Here is a 24982-nt window from a genome sequence, read left to right as displayed (position 1 = left end):
ACACGAGTCATTCATTAAAATGAAGCGTAAGGAGTTGTCAACTTAAGATCGTTGCAAGAAGCCTGTTTTTAACTAACTTGTTTGCAATGTCGCTGATCCAATTAGGCTATCACCTTGATAGCCATCGAAACCGGCAACTCATGATTCAATGATTGGAGCTGGATTAAATATGGACGAGGATAATATCATAAAAAAAGAAAAAAATCTTGGTATGCCTGTTACTGGGATTTTGAAGCGCAAAAGCCGGAAAGCCGCGATGGCGGCAAATAAAGCTGCCCGAGAAGCCAAGGCTAAAGCCGCTTTAAAGCTGGTCGATGAAACACCCGAAACATCTGAAACAGTGGACCAGCCGGCTCCTTCTGTTTCAAAAAGCGTTAAACCAGCCGAAAACGATGATTTTTATCGAAACGGCCAAGCCAAATTCCAAGATGCTGATGGCCAGCGGACGTATTATTTTTCGGATGGCACAGTCAAAGCTCGCGGATCTTTTGATGGCAAAATGCAGGGTGAGTGGCAGTTTTTTAAAAATACAGGCCGTCTTTGGCAAATCGGTCATTTAAAAGATGACCTCAAAGATGGGAAATGGCTGCGCTTCTCTGATGCTGGCATTATTGAAAAGTCTCAAAATTTTAAAAACGGCGAATTACTGAAAAATTAACGGCATCATCACTCTTAACGATCGCGTGAATGATTGTTAAACTTAACATATGACTGAAATCGAGTATATGAAACTTGCCGTTGAGCAGGCCAACGAAAACATTGTTTTAAAAGAAGGTGGTCCCTTTGGTGCTGTGATTGTCCGTAATCAGGAAGTCGTTGCTGCCGCGCATAATCGCGTTCTCGTCGAAAACGATCCGACAGCGCATGCTGAGATTACAGCGATCCGCAAGGCTTGCCAATATCTGAACAGCTACGATTTATCGGAATGTGTGTTATATACCAGCTGTTATCCCTGTCCAATGTGTTTATCAGCTGCTATTTGGGCTAATATCAAGACGATTTATTATGCCAATACAGCTGAAGATGCTGGCCAGATCGGTTTTCGCGATGATTTTATTTACCATTTTATTGAGAATGGCGCTCACGATGATCAGATTGTGAAGATGAGTCAAATTGGGCGTGAACACGCGATTGAGACTTTTAATGATTATGTCAAAGACCCCAGTCGCGAAAGTTATTGATTATCGTTGTTTTTAAAGGAATCGCAAATACATCATCATCTGCAATTCATAGGCACACCCGGAGTTGACCGATAAGGCCACGATAAGGAGCGGCAATGATTTTTTTTATTAATGCAAATATGCAAAAAAACAAATCTGGCATCGAACACGCCGAGCTGAAACGTGCTGATTTGTTTCGACATCATCAGACTGCTTTTAAAGTTCTGCTGCGTGATTGGTCGCCAACGCTCCACCAAGATCTTGCTGATAGTTCTCTAAGTGATGATGAAGTAATCAACTTATTCGATTATTTTCAAGGTACGGAGAAAGTGAACGGCCAGGTCGTTTCGCCGAGATCAGTCGACTTGGGTTGTTCTGTCGATTTTTATGAAGATGATCCGGCGAATAATCGGCTGTTGGCCTTTCAAAGGGTGCCTGACATACAAGGCGGCGCTGCCAAACAGAAATTGTTGGCGCGCATCAACTATTTTGCTGATAGCAAGCCTCGGCGTGTTCGCAGTACGGAGTTATTTGATGCCTTTGGCAACTTGTATGCGGTAGATTTTTATGATACTCGTGGCTTCGTTTCCATGACGCAATGGTATTCGCCGGACAACAAGATTGCCAACGAGACTTGGCAGACACTGGACGGGCGGCCTGTAATCGAAGCTTTTCATAAATTTAATGCCATTGGCGAACAGTCGCTGTCATCATGGCGCCTTTGCGATCCTGACGGCAGCATTCGTATCTTTGATAATCTTGATCAGCTGTACAAACATTTTTTGGATTTGATTAATGCGGCTTATTTCAGCCCAAAAGAAGCGAATATTTTTATCTTAGACCGCAGCGATTTAGGAGACTGGGCTTTAACGGAATTAAAACAGCCGGCTTATACGGCTCTGCATCTGCATAATTTGCAGACTGTCAATCCTAATGACGAGCAGCATGCATTATTGAATAACCATTATGAATATTCGCTTTGGCAGGCTAACAGCTATGATGCCATTATTAGTGCGACTGCCAAACAAAGCCATGATATTCAAGCACGTTTTAAGCCGCAAGTTCCGTGTTTCACTATTCCGGTCGGCGTGATTCCAGACGCTCATTTTCAATCTCAGACAATCAAGATGGCTCAAAGGCAGCCGCATTCCGTCATTGCTTTGGCACGTATTGCGCCTGAAAAGCAGCTTGATCAGCTGGTAAAGGCCATTGCCATTGCTCAAAAACAAGTCCCTGATATCACGCTGGATCTGTACGGCTATCGTGATGCCAGCAATAATTACGAAGCTTACCGTGAAATTGTGGCTGTCATTAAAGAGAACCAGCTTGAAAAACAGGTGCATGTACATGAATATACGACTCGAGGTAATCAAATTGAGCAGCAAGCGCAGGTGTTTGCCGTTACTTCGGCGATGGAGGGCTTTAATCTGTCGCTCATGGAAGGCTTGGCTCAAGGTGATGTTGGCCTGACTTATGATGTGAATTACGGCCCTAATGAGCTGGTTGTTGATGGCAAAAACGGCTGTATTCTGCCTTATGGCGATTACCAGGCTCTAGCAGAGAAATTAGTCTGGCTGTTTCAGAATCCCGATCAGCTGCAGCAGATGTCTGATCAGGCTTATGATTTGTCCCAGCGATATTCAGAAAAACAGGTCTGGCAAGCTTGGTCGGCATTATTTGACGATGCCAAACGCAGCTGGCCGGCAAAACTCGCTGTCTATCGGCCAGCGGTCACGGACGGACTAGGTGAACAAGGAGAGAAAATCTAATGTTTTACTTTGTTTCTGAAAATATTTTTTCTTTCAATTCGGGTACTGAATTTTCTCAGGCCAAGCGCGTGCAGTTATTCAATGCAAAGGGCCAACAAGCTTTTTATGTTGCTCGTGATTACAATCCTTCTTTTCATCAGTCGGCCAAACAACTTGATTTGCCTGACGATCAGCTGCTGAATATGTATGATTATTTTCAAAACGCCTTGTCAGTCACACGCCGACAGATACCTGTCCGTTTTGCTAGAACAATTCCCAAACGGGATTATCATATTGACGGCATTGATGCGAATTATTCATTGATTAAATCTCATGGCAGGATCATCGCGCGTGCAACAATCGCGCCGCTGACAGTGGGATTGATGGGAAATATGATTTATTATGATCGTTTTGGCAACACGGTCGCGACTGATTATTGGGACTGGCGCGGCTTCAAGTCTTCGACACAATATTTCCATCCTGACGGCCAGCCTGGTCCGCAGATTTTCTTTGATCCGGCGGGCCGCAAAGTCATGGAAGTTATTCGGATGAACATCAGCGGCCAATTGTTTCCCACGATGTATCGACTTTTTAATTACCATGGTCGCGATTGGCGTTTTGATTCGGAAAACGATTTATTTATCTTTTTCATGAATGAAATTTTGTCGCAGCAGTCAGAATCGTCTGTTATTATCAATGACCGGCCCAGCATGATTGGTGCGGTAGCACATATCCATGGTGCGATGGCCAAATTTCAGTATTTGCATGATGGCCATACTGTGGATTCCGATAATCCGCTGCGAGGTCGTTTAAGCGATGTCTTAACGCCACTGTTTACGGCTGATGCCCCGGCTTTTACGGGTGTGATTACAGCCACTGAGGCGCAAAGAAAGATTTTAGCGCGCCGTTTTCCCAAGATGGCTTTTTATTGTGCGCCGGATACTTTTGTCCCACAGCAGCTTTTGCAGACACGACCACGGTCTCTAACAGGACGCCGATTGCATCATCTGATTTATTTTGGCCGATTATCCGAAGAAAAACATCCGGAGCAGGCCATCTATGCCTTATCAGCTATTAGAAAAAAAATTCCTGATGCGAGCCTAGAATTTCGCGGTTATGCCAGTTCGGCTGATTTTTTGGCCAGCCTGAAGAAAATTGTGGCTGACAAGGACCTATCAGATGCGGTTGTCTTTGCTGATTATGCCCTTGGGCCGGTGCTCTGGCAATCCTTGGACCAAGCGCAAATGGTCATTCAAACTTCGACTGGCGAGGGCTTTAGCATGTCTTTAATCGAAGCAATGGCACATGGCCTGCCAGCAGCTGCTTATCATGCGAATTTTGGACCGGATGTGATTATTCAAAACGGCGAAAATGGTTTTTTGGTCAAAAACGGCAGTTACGCTGACTTGGCTGCGGCTGTTGTTAAAGTGTTTCAGGATCATGCTTTATGGCAGCATTTGTCTGCTGGCGCCTATCAAACAGCTCATCGCTATGATGCTGATTCTGTTTGGCGAGCTTGGCAGCAAAGTGGTGTTTTGTCAGATGAACGTTAATATTAAAGTTTAATTATTCACAATCATTGCCCTTTCTAAGATTGAATCGCTTAAATGATTGCACTAACATAGAAGGCGACCACAGCAGTTGCGATCAAAAATCAAGAGTGATACGAGGAGAAATTAAATGGCATACCAAACGATTAATCCCTACACGAACGAAACGATCAAAACATACGACTTTTCAACGCCAGCCGACATTGAAAAAGCCTTAACGTTAGGGTACGGATTGTATAAAAAATGGCGTGATGGACCAGTTGATGAACGGGCTAAGATCTTACATAAAATCGCTGATTTATTCCGTCAGCATGAAGATGAGCTTGCCAAGACGGCTGTTAACGACATGGGCAAATTAATCGGTGAAGCCAAAGGGGAAGTTGAACTTTGTGCGATGATTGCTGATTATTATGCTGATCACGGTGCTGATTTGTTAAAACCGACGCCCATCACGACCCGGGCGACCGGTGAAGCACAAATAGAAAAACATTCAACCGGCGTGATTCTGGCCGTTGAACCTTGGAATTTTCCATATTATCAAGTGATGCGTGTCTTTGCGCCAAACTTTATCGTCGGGAATCCAATGGTATTAAAGGGCCCGTCAAATACACCGGGATCCTCAGATGCTTTTGGCAAAATTGTGACTGAAGCCGGTGCACCAGAAGGCAGTTTCACGAATCTCTTTGTTAACTATGATCAGGTCGGCACCATTATTGCAGATCCGCGTGTGCAAGGCGTGGCTTTGACTGGTTCTGAGCGTGGCGGCCGGGCAGTTGCTAAAGCTGCTGGCGAGAATTTGAAGAAAAACACGATGGAACTTGGCGGCATGGATGCCTTTATTGTTTTGGATGATGCTGATATTGATCAAGTTGCTGATATTGCATGGCGGGCTCGCCTTTATAATGCTGGCCAGGTCTGCACATCGTCAAAACGCTTTATCGTGGCTGATAATTTGTACGATCAGTTCCTGACAACGCTCAAGGCACATTTTGCTGCTGTTACGCCTGGTGATCCAATGGATCCTAAGACAACTTTTGCCCCCATGAATTCTAAGCGGGCCAAAGACAAGCTCCAAGATCAGATTGACCGTGCTGTCAAGGCTGGTGCCAAGGTTTATTACGGTAATGAAAAAGTTGATCTTCCCGGTCAATTTATCCAGCCGACTATCTTGACTGATATCAGTAAAGACAACCCGGCTTATTCTGAAGAAATGTTTGGCCCTGTCGCACAGGTTTACAAAGTTTCCAGCGAACAAGAGGCTGTTGATTTGGCCAATGACTCAGACTTTGGTCTTGGTGGGATTATCTTCTCTGGCGATCCTGACCATGGTGCACGAGTCGCTTCAAAAGTGGAAACGGGCATGATGTTTGTGAACAACTTTATGACTTCGTTGCCTGAGCAGCCGTTTGGCGGCGTGAAAAAGTCTGGATACGGCCGCGAGTTAAGCCAGCTAGGTATGATGGCCTTCGTTAATGAAGAGCTGATTGTTAAGGCACAAAAACCAGATTTGAGTAATCCTGCTGGCGGTCTAGCGGTCGTTTGAGTATAAAAAAACGGGTGTGACTACAACTTTCTCAAAATGATTTTGAGAAACGGATTAGTCATCCGTTTTTTTGTTTGCCTTAATGCAGAGTCTGTGCAAGCCAATAGCCGAAATACAGCCAAGACAATAAACCATGCCAGATTGTTGTCCAGACATCATGGTGGCTGACAAACCAGGTGATGCCGGCAGAGAGCATTAGCCCCAAACTATAAAAATCAGCACCGTTATTAATCACATAGCCATGATGGCCGTGACGGTGATGGCCGTTTTCCACAACAATCTGCTGGGGATGGTCTTTAGCCCAATTTTTGAATTTACGATCAATTTTTTCACTGATACGATCGCCTAAATCATCAGCCTCGTTTCCGAAATCATCAAAATCGTCGTCTAAATCTTTGAAATCGCCATCTGTTACTTTTGCCATAATCTTTCTCCATTTATCCTTGTTTTATAGGTTGATATGAATATCGCCATCATCGAATCTAAAGTGGCGGCCAATCGAATCATTAACCATTTGGCTGATGTAGTCTCCAAAATCCATATCACTTAAGTTTTTGGAAACACGTTTTAATAAGTGCAGCAGTGTTGCTTGTTCTTCGTCGGTCAAACCAGCAAAAACTTCTTCACTCAGATCATCGGCCTCGTCTTTTTTGCTTTGTAAAAAGTCGTGGCCCTTTTTAGTTAACTTAATCAGTGTGATGCGTTTGTCGCGCTCGTCGGGGATCCGATCAACTAAGCCATTATCTGCCAGCTTATCAACCAGTCCTGTCACGGAACTGGGACGCACATCTAATATCTCGGCGATTTCGCCGACCGAGAGGCCGTCATATTTGTCCAATAAACGCATTAACCGAGCTTGGCCGCGGTGGTGGCTGCGCCGGCTGTCATGACGCGACCCGACCATGAGATAAAAATTTGGGTTCTTAGCTAAACCACCAATTGTTCGCATGAGTTCATTTGTTACTTCTGACATATCATTTTCCTTTCTTATGTTTTCATTAATGATATTATTTTGTTTAGTTTTTGTCAATAAAAACTAAACAAAATATAAAATAAAATCGTTTCAATTTAGAAACGATTTAATCATCTATTATCTTAGAAATCTAGAAAGGCTGATTAATCCAAAGGCACATCAACTTGCCAGCCGTCAGGGCCCTTGATGTCGCCATCTTGGATACCACTAAGGCGATCATAAAGTTTTTGTGTGTATGGACCAACTTTGGTCTCGCTGTAAAAGACATGTTTGTTGCCGTTATGCGTAATTGAACCAACAGGCGAGATAACCGCAGCTGTACCCATGGCGCCGGCCTCTGAGAACTGATCCAAATCATAAATGCTGATTGTGGTTTCTTCGGGTTCCATTCCGAAATCACTAGCCAATTTCAGCAAAGATTTCTTCGTGATTGAAGGCAGAATAGAAGGCGACTTCGGTGTTTTGAACTTGCCATCTTTCGTGATACCAAAGAAGTTGGCGCCACCTAATTCTTCGATGTTTTCATGCAAGCGAGGATCCAGGTAAACAACATCAGAAAATCCTTCGTTATGAGCGATGGAGCCAGGGAGCAGACTAGAAGCATAGTTTCCTGAAACTTTTGACTGGCCAGTTCCACCATGAGCGGCACGGTCATAAGGGCTAGTGACGTAAGCAGTTGGCTGCATGCCGCCTTTATAGTAAGGGCCGACTGGCGTTACGAGAATATGGAATTGGAACTGATTTGCCGGATGGACACCGATAACTTCACCGGTACCAATCAAAAACGGACGGACATACAATGTTGCGCCAGAACCGTATGGCGGAACAAAGTCTTGATTGGCTTTGACAACTTCTTTAACGGCTTGAACAAATCGATCCTCTGGGAACGGTTCCATCAGAAGGCGCTCAGCTGATTTATGCATCCGTTTGGCATTCATATCCGGCCTGAACAAGTTAACACCGCCATCTTTGCGACGATAGGCCTTCAAACCTTCAAAAGCTTCCTGTCCATAATGGAGGACATTGGCAGCTTCAGACATTGTGATTGTCGAATCTTCAGTCAAATGGCCTTCATCCCAATGGCCATCCTTAAATTCTGCATGAAAACTATATGGCAAATCATGATAATTAAAACCAATATTCGGCCAATCAAAATCTGTCGCTTTTGCTTTTGTCATTTTTGTAAATCTCTCCTTTTCTAACATGAATCATTGATATGTGAAACAAATTATTAATCAAACAACATCAAGGTGTAAATCATTTTCGCGTGTCTTGCCAACGCGCTTTAAGAACTGATACCAAACCCAAGAAATTACTGCCGGGCCAACTAAACCGAAGAAAAGCATGACTGCTAAACCGCCCCAGCCATTTGAGAAGCCGGATGTTTTAGGCATTGACAGAATATTTAACGGTGCAGTAAATGATGAGAAACCAAGTCCGCCAAGGGCAGCTGGTACTCTAAAACCGCCAACTGTTACTGCAAATATAGCCATCACAACAGCTGAGATCATTGGTCCAACCGCTGTTAACGGTGATTTGATGATGTTTGGAAACTGGACTTTCGGTGTTACGAGCCCTTGGGCAATATTAGCACCGGAATTATTTTGTGTAAAACTCATTGCTGTATAGCCGGAAAATGCGGCACAGCAACCGATTAAGGCCGCACCGGCAGACATTGGATCAAGCCCGACTGCTACGGCTAATGCAGCCGAAGAAGCGGGTGTCATTAAGAACCAGAACCAAGCAAATGAGACGACGGCCGCGCCAAGAATCGGGTTGACTGACATTGTGTCTGCCAGTCCTTTTGATACCCAATTTAAGAATGGCGTCGTTACAGTTGCGGCACCAAGGCCAACGACCGAACCAACAAAAGTGGCACAGAAAGGTACGATAAACATATCAAGCGGTGTCTTACCGGTCATCCACTTGCCTAATAGGGCAGCTGCAAGACCGGCAATCACGGCGGAAATCGGTTGGCCGACAGTCATGATCGTGGCGCCAGCTAATTGAGGTGCAACCCAGCCAGTAGCTGTTGTAGCAGCTTTGATTGCGCCGCTTGTAAAGTACATAGAGTTGGCGCCAACTGTGGCTGCGATCATAGCTGAAAAAGTTGTTAAGGTCGTTGATCGAAGCTGAATGGCGATACCGGCACCAATAGCAGGTGCTAGCAGATGCTGGCCTAAGACGCCAACCATCTGCATAGGCGCCCAGTGAAGCAAATTGCCAGCTGTATTCAAAAGAATGGAAATACCAAGAATAACCAAAACCGCATTGGAGATTCCTTGACTGACTGTATAGACCCAGTCAGACATTTTCATTTTTTTCTCTGGGCGGGTCAAAGGACCTGAACCTGGCCGCAGCTCTTCAGTCTGAGCTCGGTCGTTTTTGAATTTAGCTGCCGCCGACATCGCTTGCGAATAAGCCTCGCTGCGTTGTTCAGGCGTCATGGAACCGGGGTCTTGATCAAAAAAATCAGCCTGGCTTTTTGGAACGTTGTTTGCTGTCATATTTCCTCCTTAAGTAATAAAAAAACCGCTCTAGTAAGCAACTAACTAGAACGGTTTTGAAATCTTCAACCATGCCAGCCAGCCATCTTTTGACGGCTGACAAAATGATCAGTCGTCACTGTGTAATCAACAACACGACGCTGACCAAAATAATGGATGCACTCATCTTCATTTGTGAACTATTATCTCGCATGTACTCTCTTTGAGTTGTTACTTAGGTTACTAGGAGCTGAATTAAAAGTCAAGGTATTTGATTTTTGTCATCAAAATGTAATATTACAAAAATTTTCCAAACTCGTCTTCTGAACGGTTAAAATGAGATTAACTGTTAAAAAAAATAACTATGCTTTGCGGAGGAGCTGTACTGATGCTCGTATTTTTTATTCTTTTACTCATCTTGGCCGCCGTTTTCGGTGTCATTTCTGTGGGCGTGACAGCAGTGCTGCTGCCAATTCTGCTTCTGATCCTGGCGATTGGCCTGATCTTTTCACTAATTAATCTGCTTTGGCACGGCATTGTCATCATTTTAATTGTTGTAGCCGCACTCGCTATTTATGATTGGCTTAAAAAGCGCTGATTAATCGACCGCTTGGTCATTAAAAGTAAGGAAACGGTAATGGCCGTTTTCATATTGTAATTTGGACACAGAGCCATTGCTTGGCCGCGTATGCAGACCAATTTTATCTTGTCCGTAACGATCTGCTAAAGAAAGCAGCGTATTGCCATGCGAAATCAAAAGGACTTGGGATTGATCACCAATCTTTGGATTTGCCAGAATTTTTTCAAAGCCTTCATCCAGACGTGCCCAATATTCATCATTATTTTCAGCATCGTGCCAGGGATCAGCTGCTTTTAAAAAATCCTTGGTTGAAGGCAGGCCAAAATCATCAACGATCTCAGCATAGGTTTTTAACCCATAAGGTGCACCAGCTGCCAGCCAAGCAGCATCCATATTTGTGCCTTCATATGATCCATAAAATTCTTCTCGGAAATTTGGAAGGCTAAGCAATTCTGGCTGCTTATCAGAACTATTTTCGGCCAAAATCAAATCGGCCGTCTGAATAGCACGTGTTGTATCTGACGAATAAGCTGCGTCAAAAGAGATTTCTCTAAGTTTGCGCCCGGCTTTTTTTGCATCGCTAATACCGTTTTCAGTCAGGGGAGAATTGCTCCAGCCTTGTAATTTGTTGTATCGATTAAAGTAGGTCTGGCCATGACGGATCAGATAGAATGTAATTTTCATAAGTACCTCAAGCTCTATTTTAGTCTGCTAGAATGTCCGTATGGCAAAGTTTTTTGATATTAGTTACGGAAATAATGAAAAACAAAAAATGGACTTATACCTGCAAAAGGATGCAGCGCCATTAATTTTCTATATTCATGGCGGCGGCTGGTGGCAAGGTGACAAAAACAAAGATACACAAGTTTATGAGGCACTATTTGCAGCTGGTTTTTCAATCGCTTCGATTAACTATCGCTTAGCTGACGCTCAACATGTTTATCCAGCTCAATTAGATGATGCACGTCTGGCTTTAAAATGGCTGAAACAGAGCAATTATGTATTTAACCACAAGCGAATTGCCTTATTCGGCTCATCCTCGGGCGCATATATCGCACTTTCTCTATCAATTGAAAACGGGTACCCGATCGTTTCTTGGTCGGGGCAATTTGATTTTCAAGGTTTTTTGAGCACACACACTGCAATCAAAGGGCGCAAAGCAGCGGATAATCCTGACCCGGATAAGGGCAGCAAGATGGCTTCTTACTATAAATGGATCTTGGAACGTCTATTTGACGGTGACTTATCACGTGCTAAAAGTGCCAGTCTCCAGCATTTGGTCAGCCCAACGACAGGCCCAATGCTGATGCTTAATTCCGCGGCTGAACTGGCACCGGTCAGTGAGGTTTACACGATGCAGCAGGCCTTTGTTGAAAATGGTTTACCAATTACAAGCATTATTCTCCCTGGAGACCGGCATGCACAAGCCTATGCTAAAGATGCCCTGCCAGCGACAATCAGTTTCTTAAAGAACAGCTTGAAAATCGCAAAAAGATAGAAGGAGCCAGATAAATTCATGGATGAAAATAAAGTACCGGCAACTATAGAAGCTGTCAGAGACCGCGTGACTTTGATGAATGCGCGCGGATTTAAAATTACCGAAGATGAGGTCATCGATCAGTCTATCAAGGAAGGTCTGCAAGCGATTGTTGATGAATTGTTAGACGGGGATTATTTCACGATACAACTAATTAATCCAAAGACTTTCGACATCCTTGGTTTGAAAGGCAACTTGGAAGGGCAGATTTTTGCCAAAGGCAGCAGTTTCACGCAGGACTTTAAAAATAATGCGGACCAGGTCTGGGATTCTTTATGGGATCAGGCTGACAAAATTGTCGGCAGATAATTTAAAATTCTAAGACCAATTTGCCAAGAGGATGTCCTTCTTGAAAAATTGTGTGAAACTTTTTTAGGTTTTCCAGATTAAATTTGTCGCTTTGATTAATCTTGACAACGATACTGCCGGCACTAATATCGGTCAGCAGATCTGCTAAGGTTTGACCTGAATTCAAGTAGAAGGCTCGGCTATCAAACGGCGCTGATTCAGCTTTTGCTGTTAAATCCTTTGTTGTGACTAATTTTCCCTGCGCTTTCAATAGCTGCAGGGATTTTTCTTGTGTTTGACCGCCGATCGGATCCACAATGGCATCAACTTTGTCAGTCATTTGCGTGAAGTCTTCACTATGATAGTCAAAAACATGAATGGCCGGGTCATATTGCTGCAAAAATGTCTTGCCCTTGCTGCTGGCTGTGGCGTAAATTTGGCTGGCACCGATCTCCTTGGCCTTTTGAATGGCGGCAAAGCCAACCGAACCGCTCCCGCCGTGGACAAGGATGCTTTGGCCCTTTTGGAAATCCAGTTCCTCTGTAACTGCTTGATACCCCGTCTGATAGCCTAATGCGACGGCTGCTGCTTGGACAAAAGTCACATTGTCTGGGATTATAGCTGCTTGTTTTTCTAAAACGGTCAACCGCTCTGCATAACTACGCAGATGGGGGCTGGCAGCGATACGGTCACCAACGGCAAAATTTGTGACTTCAGACCCGATTGCCAACACTATACCGGCCGTACTAGAACCAAGAACCGTTGGCAGTTTGTCTTCACCACCATATAAACCCTGCCGGTAGGCAACATCATATGGATCAATAGCCGTGGCGTAATTTTTGATTAATAATTGATGCGCTTTGAGCGGCGGCAGTTCCTTACTGCCTTCATAAAAAACATCCACATTGCCAAATTGATTAATTTCGATTACTTTCATGCCAAAACCTCCTGATATGATCATTCTGTTTCCAACAATAATTATAGTTGGATCATTTTTAAGTAAGCGGTAACATTAATCACCATTTTCACTATAATTGAAAAAGGGGTTAAACTCATGCGCAAAATTGGAATCATTGGAATGGGGCACGTTGGATCGACGCTGGCTCACATTATCACTGACCGAGGACTTGTCGACGAGCTTGTCTTGTTGGACATTAATAAGCTGCATTTGCAGGCAGAGCTGCTGGATTTTTTGGACGCGCAATCCTTTCTTCCGTCGCATACAAAGATTATCGCTGGCGATTATGCAGATCTTGGCGACGCCGATATCGTTGTCAGCACTTTTGGAAATGTTCATCTGACTGCCCAAAGCAGCGATCGTTTCGCCGAGCTGGCTTTTAATCTGAAACAAATCAAGTCCATGGCTGCCCAACTTCGTGCAGCCCATTTTCACGGTGTTTTCTTAACTATTACAAATCCCGTCGATGTGATTACAGGCGTCTATCAAAGAGAACTTGGCCTGCCCAAAGAACAGGTATTTGGCAGCGGGACTTATTTGGATACATCGCGATTAAAGCGAGAAATCGGCCAGCGCTTTGATCTGGACCCGCGTTCAGTCACGGGCTTTGTCGTTGGCGAACATGGCGACTCTCAGTTTCCGGCCTGGTCATCAATTCGGATCTTGGATAGGCCTATTCTAGAAATTGCCCAAGAACGCGGTATCGAAGTTAAGGATTTAGCGCTGGCAACAAAAAAAGATGCTTTTCAAGTTGTCCAAGGCAAGGGCTATACAAATATTGCTGTTGCAAGCGCTGCTGCCAGTTTGATTGAGTCGGTGCTGACTGATAGCCATTATGAAGTGGTAGTGTCGCGTTACAATCAAAAATTCGGTATTTACATCTCTTTGCCGGCGATTATTGGCCGAAAAGGGATCGTCAGTGAGGTTTATCTGCCTTTAAATCCTGAAGAGACGGCCAAATTAAAGCAGAGTGCCCAGTCGATTATTGAAGAGACAAAACTGTTTCAATGAATTTTCTAACGAATTCTGCGGCTTTGTCATACAATAAAAGCTATGACTAAATCTCCCGTAAGCTATGAATTATTGCATGTCGACAAACATAGTGGTGCCCGTCGAGGCATTATCCATACGCCTCATGGTGATTGGCAGACGCCGATGTTTATGCCGGTGGGCACCCAGGCAACAGTTAAATCAATGCAGCCGCGTGAATTAAAGGAAATCGGGTCGCAGATTATTTTGGCAAACACTTATCATCTTTGGATCCGGCCTGGGGATGAACTGATTAAAAAGGCTGGCGGCCTGCACAAATTCATGGATTGGGATCAGGCTATTTTGACCGATTCCGGTGGTTTTCAAGTATTCAGTTTGGCAGACACACGATCGATTACAGAAAAAGGCGTCACTTTTAAAAACAATATCGATGGTTCGACAATGTTTCTTTCACCGGAAGTTGCCATGAAGATTCAAAACAATCTGGGCCCGGATATCATGATGCAGTTGGACGAAGCGGTTCCATATTTTGAAACCTATGATTACATCAAGGAATCGACCGAGCGGTCTGCACGTTGGGCATTAAGGGCTTTAAAAGCACATAAGCGCCCTGATGAACAGGCCTTGTTCGGGATTGTTCAAGGCGCTGGTTTTAAAGAACTGAGGCAAAATTCCGCCAAGGATCTCGCATCTTTGGATCTGCCCGGTTATGCGATTGGCGGTCTTTCGGTTGGTGAATCAAAAAAAGAAATGAACCGTGTTTTAGATTTTACAACGCCTTGGCTGCCAGAAGATAAGCCGCGATATCTGATGGGTGTGGCCGCACCGGATTCGTTATTTGACTCGGTAGCACGCGGTATTGATATGTTTGATTGTGTGCTGCCAACGCGAATTGCTCGTAAGGGCAGCCTCATGACACGCTTTGGCCGGATTGTGATCACAAATCATAAATATAAAGACGATTTTAGTCAATTGGATCCGGATTTAGATGATTATGCTTCCACACATTTCACAAAAGCCTATCTGCACCATCTCTTTAATACCAATGAATTACTGGGTTATAATTTGGCTTCAATGCACAATCTGCGTTATCTGTTAAAATTAATGGCAGATATGCGGACCGCAATCGAAAATGACCAATTTTTGGATTTTCGGGCTCAAGTGTTAGAAGAATACGGTTATAACAAACCTAATGCACGCCTTTTCTAAGGCAATTTTGCTAAAATTGTTATCTGGAGGAAATTTATGTTCGAAAATTTGATCGTCTTGGCGGCAAGGTCAGGATTCTCATCTTGGCTGCCAATGATTCTTATCTATGCCGTCTTGATAGGTGGCATGTTCTGGTGGACTTCTCGTCGCCGCAAGCAGATGGCTCAGCGCCAAGAAGAGATGCACAATGGTCTCGTTAAGGGCGCGTCAGTTGTCACGATCGGTGGTCTTCACGGTATTGTGGATTCGGTTGATAATGATAAAAAAATTGTCACACTGGATGTTGAAGGCGTTTTCCTACCCTTTGATCTCCGTGCGATTGCTAAAATTGGGCCTGCCGCATCATCGGTCGATACCAAAATCACGGCTGATGTTAAAAAGCCTGATGAAGCAGGCAAAAAAGATACAGATAAAGAGAAGTAACTAGCTGGCGTTTAGTCAGCTTTTTTTGAGGAGACAATCATGAAAATTACTTATTTTGGACAGAATGCTTTTCAAATCAAAAGCGGGCAGACGACGATTCTGATTGATCCTTTTCTGACTGGCAATAAACACACACATGTGGATCCAAATAGTCTTAATCCAGATTATATTTTGTTGACTCACACGCATGGCGACCATGTTGGTGATGCTTTTGATATTGCACGTCGGACTGGCGCTTTGATCATCACTCAGACTGATTTCGCTGATTATATTAATAACACTCTACCTGAAGCCAAGGGCTGCCATGCCGAGAGCGTTAATTTTGGCGGCACGTATACCGGCCGGGATTTTACAATGAAAATGTATCCGGCTTGGCATACCGATGCGCGCTTGGTCAAAGGCTTGCTAGTTCCTTTAGGGACGGCCTGCGGCATGGCACTGACGATTGAAGATAAATTGGTTTATAACACAGGCGACACGGCCTTGTTTTCCGATTTGAAATTAGTCGCTAGAAAACGGCCTGTTGATCTGGCTATGATCTGCATTGGTGGTCATTTTACAATGGACGCTGATGATGCCGTCGTGGCAGCTGAATTTTTGCAGGCCAAACACGTCATTCCGACACATTACAATACTTTTCCGGCTATCCAGGCCGATCCGCAGAAGTTTATCGACAATTTGCCAGCAGGAAGCGGTCTATTGCCTGCATTTGATGAGGAATTTGTCTTCTAATTCAGATAGACTAGAGACATGGACTTTCAAGAGCAAGTATTAAAACAAGTAGAAAAATATCAAACCATTATTATTCACCGCCATCAGCGACCCGATCCTGATGCTGTTGGTTCTCAATTAGGTTTAAAAGCCGGACTCCAAGCGGCTTTTCCTGAAAAAAATATTTATGCTGTCGGTAAAGAGATCACAGGTCTGAGTTGGGTCGGACAAATGGACAAAATTGCCGATTCAGTTTACGAAAACGCCCTCGTGATTGTAATTGACACGGCTAATCGCGATCGCATTGATGATGATCGTTACAAAAAAGCTGATTACCTGATCAAGATTGATCATCATCCTAATGATGAGCCTTTTGGCGATTTAATGTGGGTCGAGCCGGAACGTTCTTCAAGTTCAGAAATGGTGGTTTATTTGCTGGATGGCAATGCACCACTCTCACTGACAGAAGAGGCGGCACGTTTTCTCTACATTGGCATTACGGGTGATACTGGGCGCTTTATGTATGCTTCGACACCAGAGACTTTTATTGCCGTCAGCAAGTTATATCACTTTCATAATGATTATTCAGCGATTAATCGGCAGATGTCTTCAATCAGTTTGGTACAGGCACGCTTCTCCGGTAAAGTCTACAACGATATGAAGGTTGAAGACCAAGTCGGCTGGATCACTTTGTCGCGAGCCGAGATCGAAGCCGGGCATTTAGGCAGCGAAGGCAGTAATTTTATTGTTGGCATGTTTGGCTCGATTAAAGAGGTGCTTGTTTGGGCCAATTTTATCGAAAACGATGATGGCACTTACCGTGTTCGTCTACGCTCAAAAGGGCCGAATGTCAATGAGATTGCTAAATTGCATAATGGCGGCGGTCACGACATGGCAAGTGGCGCAAAAGCGAAAGATTTAAAAGAAATTGATCAGATTGTTTCCGAGCTTAAAAAGGCTGCCGCTGATTTCAAAATTTTGGCTTGATTTTTTTATGATCACTGATAATTTATTCTGAAACTGTTAGACTTATGAGTGCTGGTCTGAAAAGACTAAACGCTTTTACATCATTTAGTAATTTTAAATAGCGATCAGAAATGCGGATTTTTTCGCAGTAAATAAAGTTAATGACAAATCAATTTGGACAATTCAATTTAAAAAAAGAAATCGTCGCGGCAATTGACGGTATTTCTTTTATAAAACCAACTAAGGTACAGCAGCGTTTAATTCCTTCTATTTTAGGTGGCCGTGATGTCGTTGGACAATCGCAGACAGGGTCGGGTAAGACACATGCTTTTTTGCTACCGATTTTTAATGATTTGGATCCAGCGCTGGATGAAGTACAAGCTGTGATTACATCGCCTTCGCGTGAACTGGCTGAACAATTATATGAAGCATTTCGTGCTTTTCAAAAAGCTTTGGTAAAACTTGATCCGCGGTTCGATGCTTTACGAATTGTAGACTACGTTGGTGGGACCGACCGTGTCAAACAGACGAATCAATTGGAAAAAAAGCAGCCGCAGGTTGTCATTGGCACACCGGGCCGTTTAAAAGATTTTTTGAGCCAGAATTTGCTTTTAGTGAATCATAATCGTTTTTTCGTTGTTGATGAAGCTGATATGGCTTTGGATATGGGCTTTTTGGGGGACGTTAATACAATCGCCAGTGCGATGCCAGCGGATTTGCAAATGCTGGTCTTCTCAGCGACAATCCCTGACAAGCTTACACTGTTCTTAAGAAAGTACATGAAAGAGCCGATAATCGAGGAGATTCCGGTTTCAACGGTTGTTAGCGATACAGTCGAGAACTTACTGCTGGCTACTAAATCAAAGGACAAAAATGAGGTTATTTATGACTTGCTGACACGCGGCGAGACATATCTGACAATTGTGTTTGCTAATACCAAGGAGCGTGTTCGCGAATTGGCCAAGTTTTTAGAAGCACAAGGATTAAAAGTAGCTGAAATCCGTGGCAATATTGAACCACGTGAGCGTCGTCGCGTGATGCGGCGGGTCAAAAATCAGGAATTTCAATATGTTGTTGCGACTGATTTAGCAGCTCGCGGCTTAGATATTCAAGGCGTCTCAGAAGTTATTAATGATGATATTCCAACCGATTTGGAATTTTTCATTCATCGTGTTGGGCGTACCGGTCGTAATGGTATGTCTGGAACTGCAATTACCTTGTATGGGCCAGACGAAGAGAGCAAAGTGGTTGAACTTGAAAAATTGGGAATTCATTTTCAAGCCAAGCAGCTGAAAAATCACGAACTCGTCGATGCCAAAGATCGTAATCGTCGTCACGTACGTCGTCTAACCCCCGAAAAGTTGGATCCTGAGATGATTGGCTTGGTTAAGAAGAAAAAGGCGCACATTAAGCCTGGTTATCGTCACCAAATTAAAGGCGCAATTAAATTTAAACAATTAAAAGATAAAAAAGTCAGTCAGCGCACAGCAGCACGTATTTCACGCAAAGAGCGCCGTTCTGAATCAAGATAAAATAAAAACCCGATCTGTACGAGATCGGGTTTTTATTTATGCTTAACAGCTTTACTTGCTGCTAGCAGACTTGAGCAATTTGTACAAGCGAGCCTTATCACGAGCTGCTTTGTTCTTTTTGATCAAGCTTTTGCTTTCAGCTTTGTCGATTGCTGCGCTGGTCTTGCTGTACAAACTTTCCAGATTGTCGGCACCAGCAGCCACGGCTTTTTCAAAATTTTTGACGGCAGTCCGGTAAGCACTGATTTGTGGGATACGGACGGCACGTTCTACTTTGGTCAAGCGTTCGCGCTGAATTGAAGATTCAATAATTGGCATTTTTTCCTCCTAAAAATATTAACGACGAAGTCCGAGCTTCGAAATAAGTTCACGATAACGAGCGACATCATTTGTACGCAAGTAACGCAGCAAATTACGACGATGTCCGATTTTCTTCATGAGACCACGCTGTGAAGAAAAATCGTGCTTGTTAGCGCTCATGTGGTTATTCAGTTCGTTAATGTCAGCAGTCAAAACAGCCACTTGAACTTCTATAGAACCGGTATCACCCTCGCTGCGGGCATATTCTTTAATGATCTGGTTCTTTGCTTCTTGAGTTAAAGCCATGTCTACCTCCTCAATATTTCCGATTACCGGGTTGTTCGTAAGGGTAAGTCCGCGAACAACTAAGCAAAGGGATCGCTGTCCTGTATAAGACAGCTCCTACATTGTATCAAAAGATGAAAGATTTTACATCCTTGGTCAAGTCCTGTAAAATGAATTTAACGAAACTCTCTTGGACTAACGGCTAACGCGTCCGGAAAACAGATTCGCAATTAAATATTGAGGTTATTAATGGTAAATACTAGTTTAAGTATCATTCCCTTCGGCGGTGTCCGTGAAAACGGAAAGAATATGTATGCCGTGACCGTGAATGACGAAATTTATATTTTGGATGCTGGATTAAAGTATCCTGAAACAGATCTTTTAGGGGTTGATGTTGTCGTCCCTGATTTTAATTATCTGATTGATCATGCTGATCAAGTTGTTGGTGTCTTTTTGACACATGGCCATGCTGATTCGATTGGTGCGCTGCCATATCTATTGGAAGCATTGCGTGTACCGGTCTTTGGTACGGAATTTACTTTAGCTTTGGCCAAAGAGCAGGTAGCAAAACGGCCTTCTTTGTCCGATTTTAATGATTATAATGTCATCACGCCAGATTCAGTTGTTGAATTTGGTAAGACAAAAGTGTCCTTTTTCAGCACGACACATTCAATTCCGGAGTCTGTCGGGATTGTCTTGGAGACTGAGTACGGCCAGGTTGTCTACACTGGCGACTTTAAGTTTGATAATACGGCACAAGTTCCTTATAAAACCGATTATGCCCGTTTGACACAAATCGGCCAGCGTGGCGTGCTGGCACTCTTAGCTGATAGCAATGGTGTTGAATTACCAGGCGAGTCTGCAAATGAGTCTGCCATCGACGAATTTGTTTTCCAGACATTTCGTGAAAATGCCGATCGCCGGATTATTGTTGCAACAGTTGCTTCTAATGTTCAGCGGATTCAAGAAGTGATCAATGCTTCTTTTCAGACAGGCCGCAAAATCGCTATTTCTGGCAATGACTTAGAACAAGTTGTCAAGACAGCTTTGGATTCCAAGCGTCTTCAGCTGCCAACCAGCTACAATAAATTGTTTACAAACATCAAGAATTTGAAGTCGGTTGAGCCGAACAAATTAGTTATCTTGGAGACGGGCAAGATGGGCGAGCCTATTCGTGATCTGTGGCGGATGGCTAATGGCGATGACCGCTATGTTTCCTTTAATGATAAGGATTTGATTTTTATTGCGACGACACCGTCTGTTGCCAGCGAATCAATTATGGCCAAGACGCGCGATATGATTTTCCGTCGTGGTGCCAACGTGATTTCAATTAAGGATCATGTTCATTCGTCTGGGCATGCTAGTCAAAACGATCTTCAGTTTATGCTGAACTTTATGAAGCCAACTTACTTCTTCCCGGTTTCCGGTGAATATCGTGTCTTCTCAGTTGCTGATTTTCTCGCCCAGGAAGTCGGTATCAAAAAAGAAAATATCTTCCTTTCAATGAAGGGGGATCAGTATAAACTAAATCCAGAGACCAAGCAGTTCAAGCTTGAGGATTCCTTTGAAGTCGACGACACGATGATTGATGGCTCTGGCAACACTGATGTCGGAAATATTGTCCTTCGTGATCGCAAGATGTTGTCTGAAGACGGTGTAGTCATTGCAGCCGCAACAATTGACCGTAAGAAGAAAAAGGTGGTTGCAGCGCCAAGAATTACGACTCGCGGCTTTATCTTTGTTAAGACTAATCGTGATTTGATTCATGATTCCGCTAAAGCAATGGTGGACCAGATCGAGTTGTATCTGGCCAATAGTGAAGACTTTGACTGGAACGATCTAAAATCAGGCGTTAAAGAAGCCCTATCTAAGTTCTTCTATGAGAAGACCAAGCGCCGTCCAGTTGTGATGCCTGTTGTGATGGAAGTTAATCAGAACCGTCGTCCTAACAATAAAAAGAAGGGCGATAGCGCTAGTGCCAAAAAAGAAGCAGCCGAAGATACCAAGAAACCTGCTGGCAGCAAGAACCGCAAGCCGCGTCAACGTGTCAAGTCGACACCACGTTCCATTCGTCCTAAGAAGGAGACGATGGAGAAAATTAACGCACAATTAGCTGAAAGGAAACAATTAGAAGAAAATAATGTCTGAAAACCCTCAAAAACTGAGTTTTGATCAATTGGTTCAGCAGGGGCAGCTAGAATTTGACCACCAAAATTTCCATCAAGCTGCCTCTTTTTTTGAGATGGCCTACAACCAAAAGCAGGAAATCGACTTGAACCGTATTTTGGTTGGTACTTTATATGAAGACCAGCAGTTTAGCTTGGCTAATGTTTATCTGCAGGATTTTTTGGATGATTATTTGAACACAGAGCGTTTATTCAAGCTGGCTATTAACGTTCTTTTAAAGAATCAAAACTTTATTTATGCTCGGGAAATGGCCGGTTTTGCTGACCCAATTTGGGCTGCGACAGCCATAGAGCAGATCGAAAACAAAGAAAGAATTATTCGTACTCAAATGGCGGTGACTCAAAAAGAACTGGCACAGTCTTTTTACCACTTGTCGGATGGCGATTTTGCCAAACAGCGTCAACGTTTTGAAAGTTCGTTCAAATTACCTTTGCATGAGTGGTGGAGCGGCAGCAAGTTTTTGTTGTTGGATCCTTACATCAATCCTTTAATCCGATCTAGTCTGATAGAGACAGCACAAAAGCTGCAGATTGACGAAAAGGTGGACTTTTATTGGATTGATCATAAAATTTATCAGGTAAATCCCAGCAAAATCAAGCCGCTATTGGCATTGCCCGAATACACGAAACTCAAGAAACGTTTGGATGAGGAACTAGGTGCGGATGATCCAATTGCTAACGACATGCTGACTTCCAATCTTAGAATGCAGACGAGTTTGTTGTATCCCAAAATTTCCGCGGGTATTTTTGAAGGAGATTATTGGATTGATGAAATGATCAATCAATATCAGGGTGCCGATCGTCTATCCCGCATGTCGGATAGTCAGCACAAAATTTTTGATCAAGTTGAAAAAACCATTGATGAAATTGTCCGCAGTGAACATGCAGCGGATGATCATGCACCAAAAAGGTAAATGTGGTATTATGGTAGGGTTGAATTAAGTAGAGGTACCCGCCTCTCGCCTCATGTGGAACACCATGTTGGCAAATCATTCTTTTGAGGCGGGTTCTGCATGTTTGCATGACTCGCTTTTTCTAACTAAAAATGGAGGATTTTTCTTATAGCACGACCACAGCAACGGCCTAAGCGCCAAATAGATCTTGTCAATGAAAACATTCACTTCCATGAAGTGATGTTGATTGATGGCGGATCAAAAAAGGTTATGAGTACTCGCGATGCTCAAAAAATCGCTAGTCAAAGGAGTCTTGATCTGGTTATTGTTCAAGCTAAGGCACAGCCGCCTGTAGCTAGAATTATGGACTGGGGCAAGGTGAAGTTTGAACAGCAGAAGAAGCTTCGTGAGAACAAAAAGAAGCAAGTTATTGTTCAAACCAAAGAAGTTCGTCTCAGCCCGGTTATCGGGGAAGGCGATTTCGAGACTCGGCAGAAGGCAGCAACGAAGTTTTTGAGTGCTGGTAATAAAGTCAAATTGAATTTACGTTTTCGTGGACGAATGATGACACACCAAGATGTTGGCCGCAAGGTACTGCTTAAGATGGCGGACCAGCTCAAAGACTTGGCTAATATTGACCAGATGCCCCAGCTATTAGGCAGACAGATGTCGCTTCTGCTTTCACCGAAGCCCGAGGTTATTAAGAAAGTACAATCCGAAAAGAAAAGCAAGATAAAGGAGAATCAAGATGCCAAAGATGAAGACTAGTCGCGCTTCAGCAAAGCGTTTTAAGAAAACTGCGTCAGGTGGTTTTAAAAGTGGACAAGCTTTTACTTCTCACCGTTTTCACGGTAAGACTAAGAAACAGCGTCGCCAGTTGCGCGGCACTGCTATGATGAACAGAATTAACGTTAAGCGTTATGCAAAAGTTTTAAGTACCCTATAATTTTTGGTCAAGGAGAGAAACTATGCGAGTTAAAGGAACAAATGTTACGCGTATTCGTCGTAAAAAAATGATCAAGTTGGCCAAAGGCTATCGTGGTCAGCGTCATATTAATTTTAAAGTTGCCAAACAACAGGTTTGGAAGTCTTATTTGTATTCTTATCGTGATCGCAAGAACGTTAAACGTGATTATCGTAAGATCTGGATTGCGCGTATTAATGCAGCCAGCCGGATGAACGGTATCTCATATTCTCAGTTAATGCATGGCTTGAAGCTGGCTGGTATTGATTTGAACCGTAAGATGCTTGCTGAATTAGCTGTTACTGATTTTGCTACTTTCTCGAAACTAGCTGACGCAGCTAAAAAGCAGGTAACAGCACCAGTACGTAAAGCTGCTACTTTAGCTGTCGATATCAAAGTTGAAAGAATTGAAAACCGTGGCGCAAAACCTGTCGTTCTTGAGCCTGGCAAAAAAGTTGAAGAAGCAGAAGTAGCCACACTTGTTAAGCCTACGGCAAAGTCAACAGTAGCTGACATTAAAGCTTTTCTCGATGCAAGTAATATTAAATACCCAGCATCAGCAAAGAAAGCCGACTTATTAGCTTTAGTTAAGTAAGCCAAGCTTACATATACTAAAAGCCCGATCTCATAATGAGATCGGGCTTTTAGTATGAATCGATAAATTATGAAATTTATTTGCTACTGGACGATGAACTAGAACTGATAGAGCTACTCTTAGCAGATGAACTGCTCGTTGAGGATGAACTGCTAGTGGAAGATGAGCTGCTAACGAGATATTGTTCGATCGCACTTTTTAAAGCAGGGTATTGGCTGCCTTTAAACTGAACATTATTTTTATTCATCACCTTACTGATAATCTTTTGAATTTGAGTGGTGTTGCTTGAATTATTTACCCAACTATTAATCAGAGAGTTAGTCAGGATAATTCGATAATTGCTTAAAGGCTGTTTTTTAGCTCTAGCATTCAATTTGATGATCGCATAGTCAGAATCTGTCTTAACAGCCTTTGTCGTGTAAGCACCAACTTTGAGACTTTTGGCAGCTTTGAGAATGGGTGATGCTACGGCAGTTGAGGTAGAATCGAAACTTGGCATCTTGCCGCCCTTCGACGCTGTGGCTGAATTAGTCGAATGGCTCTTAGCCTGTGAAGCGAAACTCTTGCCAGCCTTAAGATTCTTTAAAACTGCATCCGCATCTTTGCTGCTGGCCAGCGTGATAACTGAAACACTCATTTTTGGTGTGTATGTCTTATAAGCTTTGCGAAGCTGAGAAGTACTGATTTTGTGATAATTCTTAGCAGCCTCAACCAAAAGCAGCTGTGTACGAACCTGACTTTTGAACTGACTGGCCGTTGTGCCTTGCTGGGATAGAAAAGCGGACCAAGCGCTGCCATATTGCGCTTTCTGCTCCTGATAGGCCCGGTTGACTTCCGTGCTGGAGACGGAGTTTCCGTAGAGATGCTCCAGCGAATTATTGATGACCATGCCAACGAATGTCTGCTGGCCAGTCGACGTCGCGGTCACAGATGACATATATTGAGCTTCTGTCACTGCACCGCCTCGAGAGGTGACCAGGACTTTTGAAGTATTTAAAGTAAGATAGGTAACGCCGGCCAAAAATAAAAGCACGACCGCTGTCCAAACAAATTTACGCATAATTCCCCCGTTAATTTATAACCCTTTAATTCTAACGGAACTTAG

At 43.6% G+C, this 24982-nt stretch carries 28 protein-coding genes and 1 pseudogene; 20 read left to right on the top strand and 9 right to left on the bottom strand.

Annotation, left to right across the window (positions count from 1 at the left end; translation table 11 throughout):
* Positions 1-169 precede the first annotated feature (169 nt).
* From NRF22_RS03170 to NRF22_RS03150, 5 genes are all read left to right on the top strand, one after another.
* Positions 170-658 carry a toxin-antitoxin system YwqK family antitoxin gene (locus tag NRF22_RS03170; RefSeq protein ID WP_263779217.1) on the top strand — a complete coding sequence of 163 codons (489 nt, stop codon included), beginning with the start codon at positions 170-172 and terminating at the stop codon, positions 656-658.
* Positions 659-725: 67 nt separating this feature from the next.
* Positions 726-1181: a nucleoside deaminase gene (locus NRF22_RS03165; protein WP_263779278.1), complete on the top strand. Its 456-nt coding sequence runs from the start codon at positions 726-728 to the stop codon at positions 1179-1181.
* Between the two features lie 95 nt (positions 1182-1276).
* The gene (locus tag NRF22_RS03160) at positions 1277-2929 is read left to right on the top strand and encodes a glycosyltransferase family 4 protein (protein ID WP_263779216.1); all 1653 of its coding nucleotides are present in this window, start codon (positions 1277-1279) and stop codon (positions 2927-2929) included.
* Positions 2929-4461, top strand: a complete 1533-nt coding sequence (locus NRF22_RS03155) for a glycosyltransferase (RefSeq protein ID WP_263779215.1) — start codon at positions 2929-2931, stop codon at positions 4459-4461. The genes NRF22_RS03160 and NRF22_RS03155 overlap by 1 nt, the downstream gene beginning before the upstream one ends.
* A 127-nt stretch (positions 4462-4588) precedes the next feature.
* The gene (locus tag NRF22_RS03150) at positions 4589-6001 is read left to right on the top strand and encodes an NAD-dependent succinate-semialdehyde dehydrogenase (protein WP_263779214.1); all 1413 of its coding nucleotides are present in this window, start codon (positions 4589-4591) and stop codon (positions 5999-6001) included.
* 79 nt (positions 6002-6080) lie between these two features.
* Here NRF22_RS03150 and NRF22_RS03145 read toward each other — a convergent pair whose 3' ends face one another.
* The 4 genes from NRF22_RS03145 to NRF22_RS03130 form a co-directional block, all read right to left on the bottom strand.
* Complete coding sequence (locus tag NRF22_RS03145; RefSeq protein ID WP_263779212.1) at positions 6081-6425, bottom strand: hypothetical protein; 345 nt, start codon at positions 6423-6425, stop codon at positions 6081-6083.
* A gap of 24 nt (positions 6426-6449) precedes the next feature.
* Positions 6450-6974: a MarR family winged helix-turn-helix transcriptional regulator gene (locus tag NRF22_RS03140; protein ID WP_263779211.1), complete on the bottom strand. Its 525-nt coding sequence runs from the start codon at positions 6972-6974 to the stop codon at positions 6450-6452.
* Positions 6975-7117: 143 nt separating this feature from the next.
* Positions 7118-8179 (bottom strand): branched-chain amino acid aminotransferase, encoded by a 1062-nt coding sequence (locus NRF22_RS03135; RefSeq protein ID WP_263779210.1) that lies wholly within the window; start codon positions 8177-8179, stop codon positions 7118-7120.
* Positions 8180-8209: 30 nt separating this feature from the next.
* Entirely contained in the window at positions 8210-9481 is a 1272-nt protein-coding gene (locus NRF22_RS03130; RefSeq protein ID WP_263779209.1) for a PTS transporter subunit IIC, read from the bottom strand.
* A 367-nt stretch (positions 9482-9848) separates the two neighbouring features.
* On the opposite strand from NRF22_RS03130, the gene NRF22_RS03125 reads away from it, so the two are divergent.
* Positions 9849-10058 carry a hypothetical protein gene (locus NRF22_RS03125; RefSeq protein ID WP_007746044.1) on the top strand — a complete coding sequence of 70 codons (210 nt, stop codon included), beginning with the start codon at positions 9849-9851 and terminating at the stop codon, positions 10056-10058.
* Here NRF22_RS03125 and NRF22_RS03120 read toward each other — a convergent pair whose 3' ends face one another.
* Positions 10059-10724 carry a histidine phosphatase family protein gene (locus tag NRF22_RS03120; protein WP_007746045.1) on the bottom strand — a complete coding sequence of 222 codons (666 nt, stop codon included), beginning with the start codon at positions 10722-10724 and terminating at the stop codon, positions 10059-10061.
* A gap of 40 nt (positions 10725-10764) precedes the next feature.
* On the opposite strand from NRF22_RS03120, the gene NRF22_RS03115 reads away from it, so the two are divergent.
* A complete protein-coding gene (locus NRF22_RS03115; RefSeq protein WP_263779206.1) occupies positions 10765-11538 on the top strand; it encodes an alpha/beta hydrolase in 774 nt (257 codons plus the stop codon).
* Positions 11539-11556: 18 nt separating this feature from the next.
* On the top strand, positions 11557-11886 hold the full coding sequence (locus NRF22_RS03110; protein ID WP_263779205.1) for a hypothetical protein: 330 nt from the start codon (positions 11557-11559) through the stop codon (positions 11884-11886).
* A 1-nt stretch (position 11887) separates the two neighbouring features.
* Here NRF22_RS03110 and NRF22_RS03105 read toward each other — a convergent pair whose 3' ends face one another.
* On the bottom strand, positions 11888-12802 hold the full coding sequence (locus NRF22_RS03105; protein WP_263779203.1) for an NADP-dependent oxidoreductase: 915 nt from the start codon (positions 12800-12802) through the stop codon (positions 11888-11890).
* A 117-nt stretch (positions 12803-12919) separates the two neighbouring features.
* On the opposite strand from NRF22_RS03105, the gene NRF22_RS03100 reads away from it, so the two are divergent.
* The 6 genes from NRF22_RS03100 to NRF22_RS03075 all read left to right on the top strand — a co-directional run bounded on the left by NRF22_RS03100 (position 12920) and on the right by NRF22_RS03075 (position 18654).
* On the top strand, positions 12920-13834 hold the full coding sequence (locus NRF22_RS03100; protein ID WP_263779202.1) for a lactate/malate family dehydrogenase: 915 nt from the start codon (positions 12920-12922) through the stop codon (positions 13832-13834).
* Between the two features lie 42 nt (positions 13835-13876).
* A complete protein-coding gene (tgt, locus tag NRF22_RS03095) occupies positions 13877-15022 on the top strand; it encodes a tRNA guanosine(34) transglycosylase Tgt (RefSeq protein ID WP_263779201.1) in 1146 nt (381 codons plus the stop codon).
* A gap of 36 nt (positions 15023-15058) precedes the next feature.
* Positions 15059-15445 (top strand): preprotein translocase subunit YajC, encoded by a 387-nt coding sequence (yajC, locus tag NRF22_RS03090; protein WP_263779199.1) that lies wholly within the window; start codon positions 15059-15061, stop codon positions 15443-15445.
* 39 nt (positions 15446-15484) lie between these two features.
* Complete coding sequence (locus NRF22_RS03085; RefSeq protein ID WP_263779197.1) at positions 15485-16177, top strand: metal-dependent hydrolase; 693 nt, start codon at positions 15485-15487, stop codon at positions 16175-16177.
* 18 nt (positions 16178-16195) lie between these two features.
* Complete coding sequence (locus NRF22_RS03080) at positions 16196-17143, top strand: DHH family phosphoesterase (protein ID WP_007746061.1); 948 nt, start codon at positions 16196-16198, stop codon at positions 17141-17143.
* 140 nt (positions 17144-17283) lie between these two features.
* Positions 17284-18654 (top strand): DEAD/DEAH box helicase, encoded by a 1371-nt coding sequence (locus NRF22_RS03075; protein ID WP_263779195.1) that lies wholly within the window; start codon positions 17284-17286, stop codon positions 18652-18654.
* Between the two features lie 51 nt (positions 18655-18705).
* Here NRF22_RS03075 and rpsT read toward each other — a convergent pair whose 3' ends face one another.
* Positions 18706-18972, bottom strand: coding sequence for a 30S ribosomal protein S20 (gene rpsT, locus NRF22_RS03070; RefSeq protein ID WP_007746065.1), 267 nt, complete (start codon positions 18970-18972; stop codon positions 18706-18708).
* Between the two features lie 18 nt (positions 18973-18990).
* Positions 18991-19260: a 30S ribosomal protein S15 gene (gene rpsO, locus NRF22_RS03065; RefSeq protein ID WP_007746067.1), complete on the bottom strand. Its 270-nt coding sequence runs from the start codon at positions 19258-19260 to the stop codon at positions 18991-18993.
* Positions 19261-19488: 228 nt separating this feature from the next.
* On the opposite strand from rpsO, the gene NRF22_RS03060 reads away from it, so the two are divergent.
* From NRF22_RS03060 to NRF22_RS03035, 6 genes and pseudogenes are all read left to right on the top strand, one after another.
* Positions 19489-21387 carry a ribonuclease J gene (locus NRF22_RS03060; protein WP_263779193.1) on the top strand — a complete coding sequence of 633 codons (1899 nt, stop codon included), beginning with the start codon at positions 19489-19491 and terminating at the stop codon, positions 21385-21387.
* Positions 21380-22339, top strand: a complete 960-nt coding sequence (locus tag NRF22_RS03055) for a hypothetical protein (RefSeq protein ID WP_263779192.1) — start codon at positions 21380-21382, stop codon at positions 22337-22339. Before NRF22_RS03060 ends, NRF22_RS03055 begins: the two co-directional genes overlap by 8 nt.
* A gap of 219 nt (positions 22340-22558) precedes the next feature.
* Complete coding sequence (gene infC / locus NRF22_RS03050; RefSeq protein ID WP_263779191.1) at positions 22559-23086, top strand: translation initiation factor IF-3; 528 nt, start codon at positions 22559-22561, stop codon at positions 23084-23086.
* Entirely contained in the window at positions 23067-23264 is a 198-nt protein-coding gene (gene rpmI / locus NRF22_RS03045) for a 50S ribosomal protein L35 (protein ID WP_263779190.1), read from the top strand. The genes infC and rpmI overlap by 20 nt, the downstream gene beginning before the upstream one ends.
* 22 nt (positions 23265-23286) lie before the next feature.
* Positions 23287-23688, top strand: a pseudogene (gene rplT, locus NRF22_RS03040) (50S ribosomal protein L20); the annotation flags it as partial.
* On the top strand, positions 23674-23877 hold the full coding sequence (locus NRF22_RS03035; RefSeq protein WP_263779277.1) for a HeH/LEM domain-containing protein: 204 nt from the start codon (positions 23674-23676) through the stop codon (positions 23875-23877). The pseudogene rplT and the gene NRF22_RS03035, both read left to right, overlap by 15 nt.
* A 76-nt stretch (positions 23878-23953) precedes the next feature.
* Here the strand turns inward: NRF22_RS03035 and NRF22_RS03030 are convergent, their stop codons facing one another.
* A complete protein-coding gene (locus NRF22_RS03030) occupies positions 23954-24937 on the bottom strand; it encodes a peptidylprolyl isomerase (RefSeq protein WP_263779189.1) in 984 nt (327 codons plus the stop codon).
* Positions 24938-24982 lie beyond the last annotated feature (45 nt).

Origin of the sequence: Oenococcus kitaharae, from assembly GCF_025758695.1 — a bacterium.
Lineage (GTDB): Bacteria > Bacillota > Bacilli > Lactobacillales > Lactobacillaceae > Oenococcus > Oenococcus kitaharae_A.
This window is presented reverse-complemented; position numbering and strand designations above follow the sequence as displayed.

Bases quoted from the DNA above. Each gene is read 5' to 3' on its own strand.
- NRF22_RS03055 (WP_263779192.1), top strand. From the start codon at position 21,380: ATGTCTGAAAACCCTCAAAAACTGAGTTTTGATCAATTGGTTCAGCAG.
- NRF22_RS03080 (WP_007746061.1), top strand. From the start codon at position 16,196: ATGGACTTTCAAGAGCAAGTATTAAAACAAGTAGAAAAATATCAAACC.
- yajC (WP_263779199.1), top strand. From the start codon at position 15,059: ATGTTCGAAAATTTGATCGTCTTGGCGGCAAGGTCAGGATTCTCATCT.
- NRF22_RS03075 (WP_263779195.1), top strand. From the start codon at position 17,284: ATGACAAATCAATTTGGACAATTCAATTTAAAAAAAGAAATCGTCGCG.
- NRF22_RS03120 (WP_007746045.1), bottom strand. From the start codon at position 10,724: ATGAAAATTACATTCTATCTGATCCGTCATGGCCAGACCTACTTTAAT.
- rpsT (WP_007746065.1), bottom strand. From the start codon at position 18,972: ATGCCAATTATTGAATCTTCAATTCAGCGCGAACGCTTGACCAAAGTA.
- infC (WP_263779191.1), top strand. From the start codon at position 22,559: ATGTTGATTGATGGCGGATCAAAAAAGGTTATGAGTACTCGCGATGCT.
- NRF22_RS03165 (WP_263779278.1), top strand. From the start codon at position 726: ATGAAACTTGCCGTTGAGCAGGCCAACGAAAACATTGTTTTAAAAGAA.
- NRF22_RS03140 (WP_263779211.1), bottom strand. From the start codon at position 6,974: ATGTCAGAAGTAACAAATGAACTCATGCGAACAATTGGTGGTTTAGCT.
- NRF22_RS03150 (WP_263779214.1), top strand. From the start codon at position 4,589: ATGGCATACCAAACGATTAATCCCTACACGAACGAAACGATCAAAACA.
- NRF22_RS03105 (WP_263779203.1), bottom strand. From the start codon at position 12,802: ATGAAAGTAATCGAAATTAATCAATTTGGCAATGTGGATGTTTTTTAT.
- NRF22_RS03100 (WP_263779202.1), top strand. From the start codon at position 12,920: ATGCGCAAAATTGGAATCATTGGAATGGGGCACGTTGGATCGACGCTG.
- NRF22_RS03030 (WP_263779189.1), bottom strand. From the start codon at position 24,937: ATGCGTAAATTTGTTTGGACAGCGGTCGTGCTTTTATTTTTGGCCGGC.
- NRF22_RS03135 (WP_263779210.1), bottom strand. From the start codon at position 8,179: ATGTTAGAAAAGGAGAGATTTACAAAAATGACAAAAGCAAAAGCGACA.
- NRF22_RS03170 (WP_263779217.1), top strand. From the start codon at position 170: ATGGACGAGGATAATATCATAAAAAAAGAAAAAAATCTTGGTATGCCT.
- NRF22_RS03155 (WP_263779215.1), top strand. From the start codon at position 2,929: ATGTTTTACTTTGTTTCTGAAAATATTTTTTCTTTCAATTCGGGTACT.
- NRF22_RS03060 (WP_263779193.1), top strand. From the start codon at position 19,489: ATGGTAAATACTAGTTTAAGTATCATTCCCTTCGGCGGTGTCCGTGAA.
- rpmI (WP_263779190.1), top strand. From the start codon at position 23,067: ATGCCAAAGATGAAGACTAGTCGCGCTTCAGCAAAGCGTTTTAAGAAA.
- NRF22_RS03145 (WP_263779212.1), bottom strand. From the start codon at position 6,425: ATGGCAAAAGTAACAGATGGCGATTTCAAAGATTTAGACGACGATTTT.
- NRF22_RS03085 (WP_263779197.1), top strand. From the start codon at position 15,485: ATGAAAATTACTTATTTTGGACAGAATGCTTTTCAAATCAAAAGCGGG.
- NRF22_RS03130 (WP_263779209.1), bottom strand. From the start codon at position 9,481: ATGACAGCAAACAACGTTCCAAAAAGCCAGGCTGATTTTTTTGATCAA.
- tgt (WP_263779201.1), top strand. From the start codon at position 13,877: ATGACTAAATCTCCCGTAAGCTATGAATTATTGCATGTCGACAAACAT.
- NRF22_RS03125 (WP_007746044.1), top strand. From the start codon at position 9,849: ATGCTCGTATTTTTTATTCTTTTACTCATCTTGGCCGCCGTTTTCGGT.
- NRF22_RS03160 (WP_263779216.1), top strand. From the start codon at position 1,277: ATGATTTTTTTTATTAATGCAAATATGCAAAAAAACAAATCTGGCATC.
- NRF22_RS03115 (WP_263779206.1), top strand. From the start codon at position 10,765: ATGGCAAAGTTTTTTGATATTAGTTACGGAAATAATGAAAAACAAAAA.
- NRF22_RS03110 (WP_263779205.1), top strand. From the start codon at position 11,557: ATGGATGAAAATAAAGTACCGGCAACTATAGAAGCTGTCAGAGACCGC.
- rpsO (WP_007746067.1), bottom strand. From the start codon at position 19,260: ATGGCTTTAACTCAAGAAGCAAAGAACCAGATCATTAAAGAATATGCC.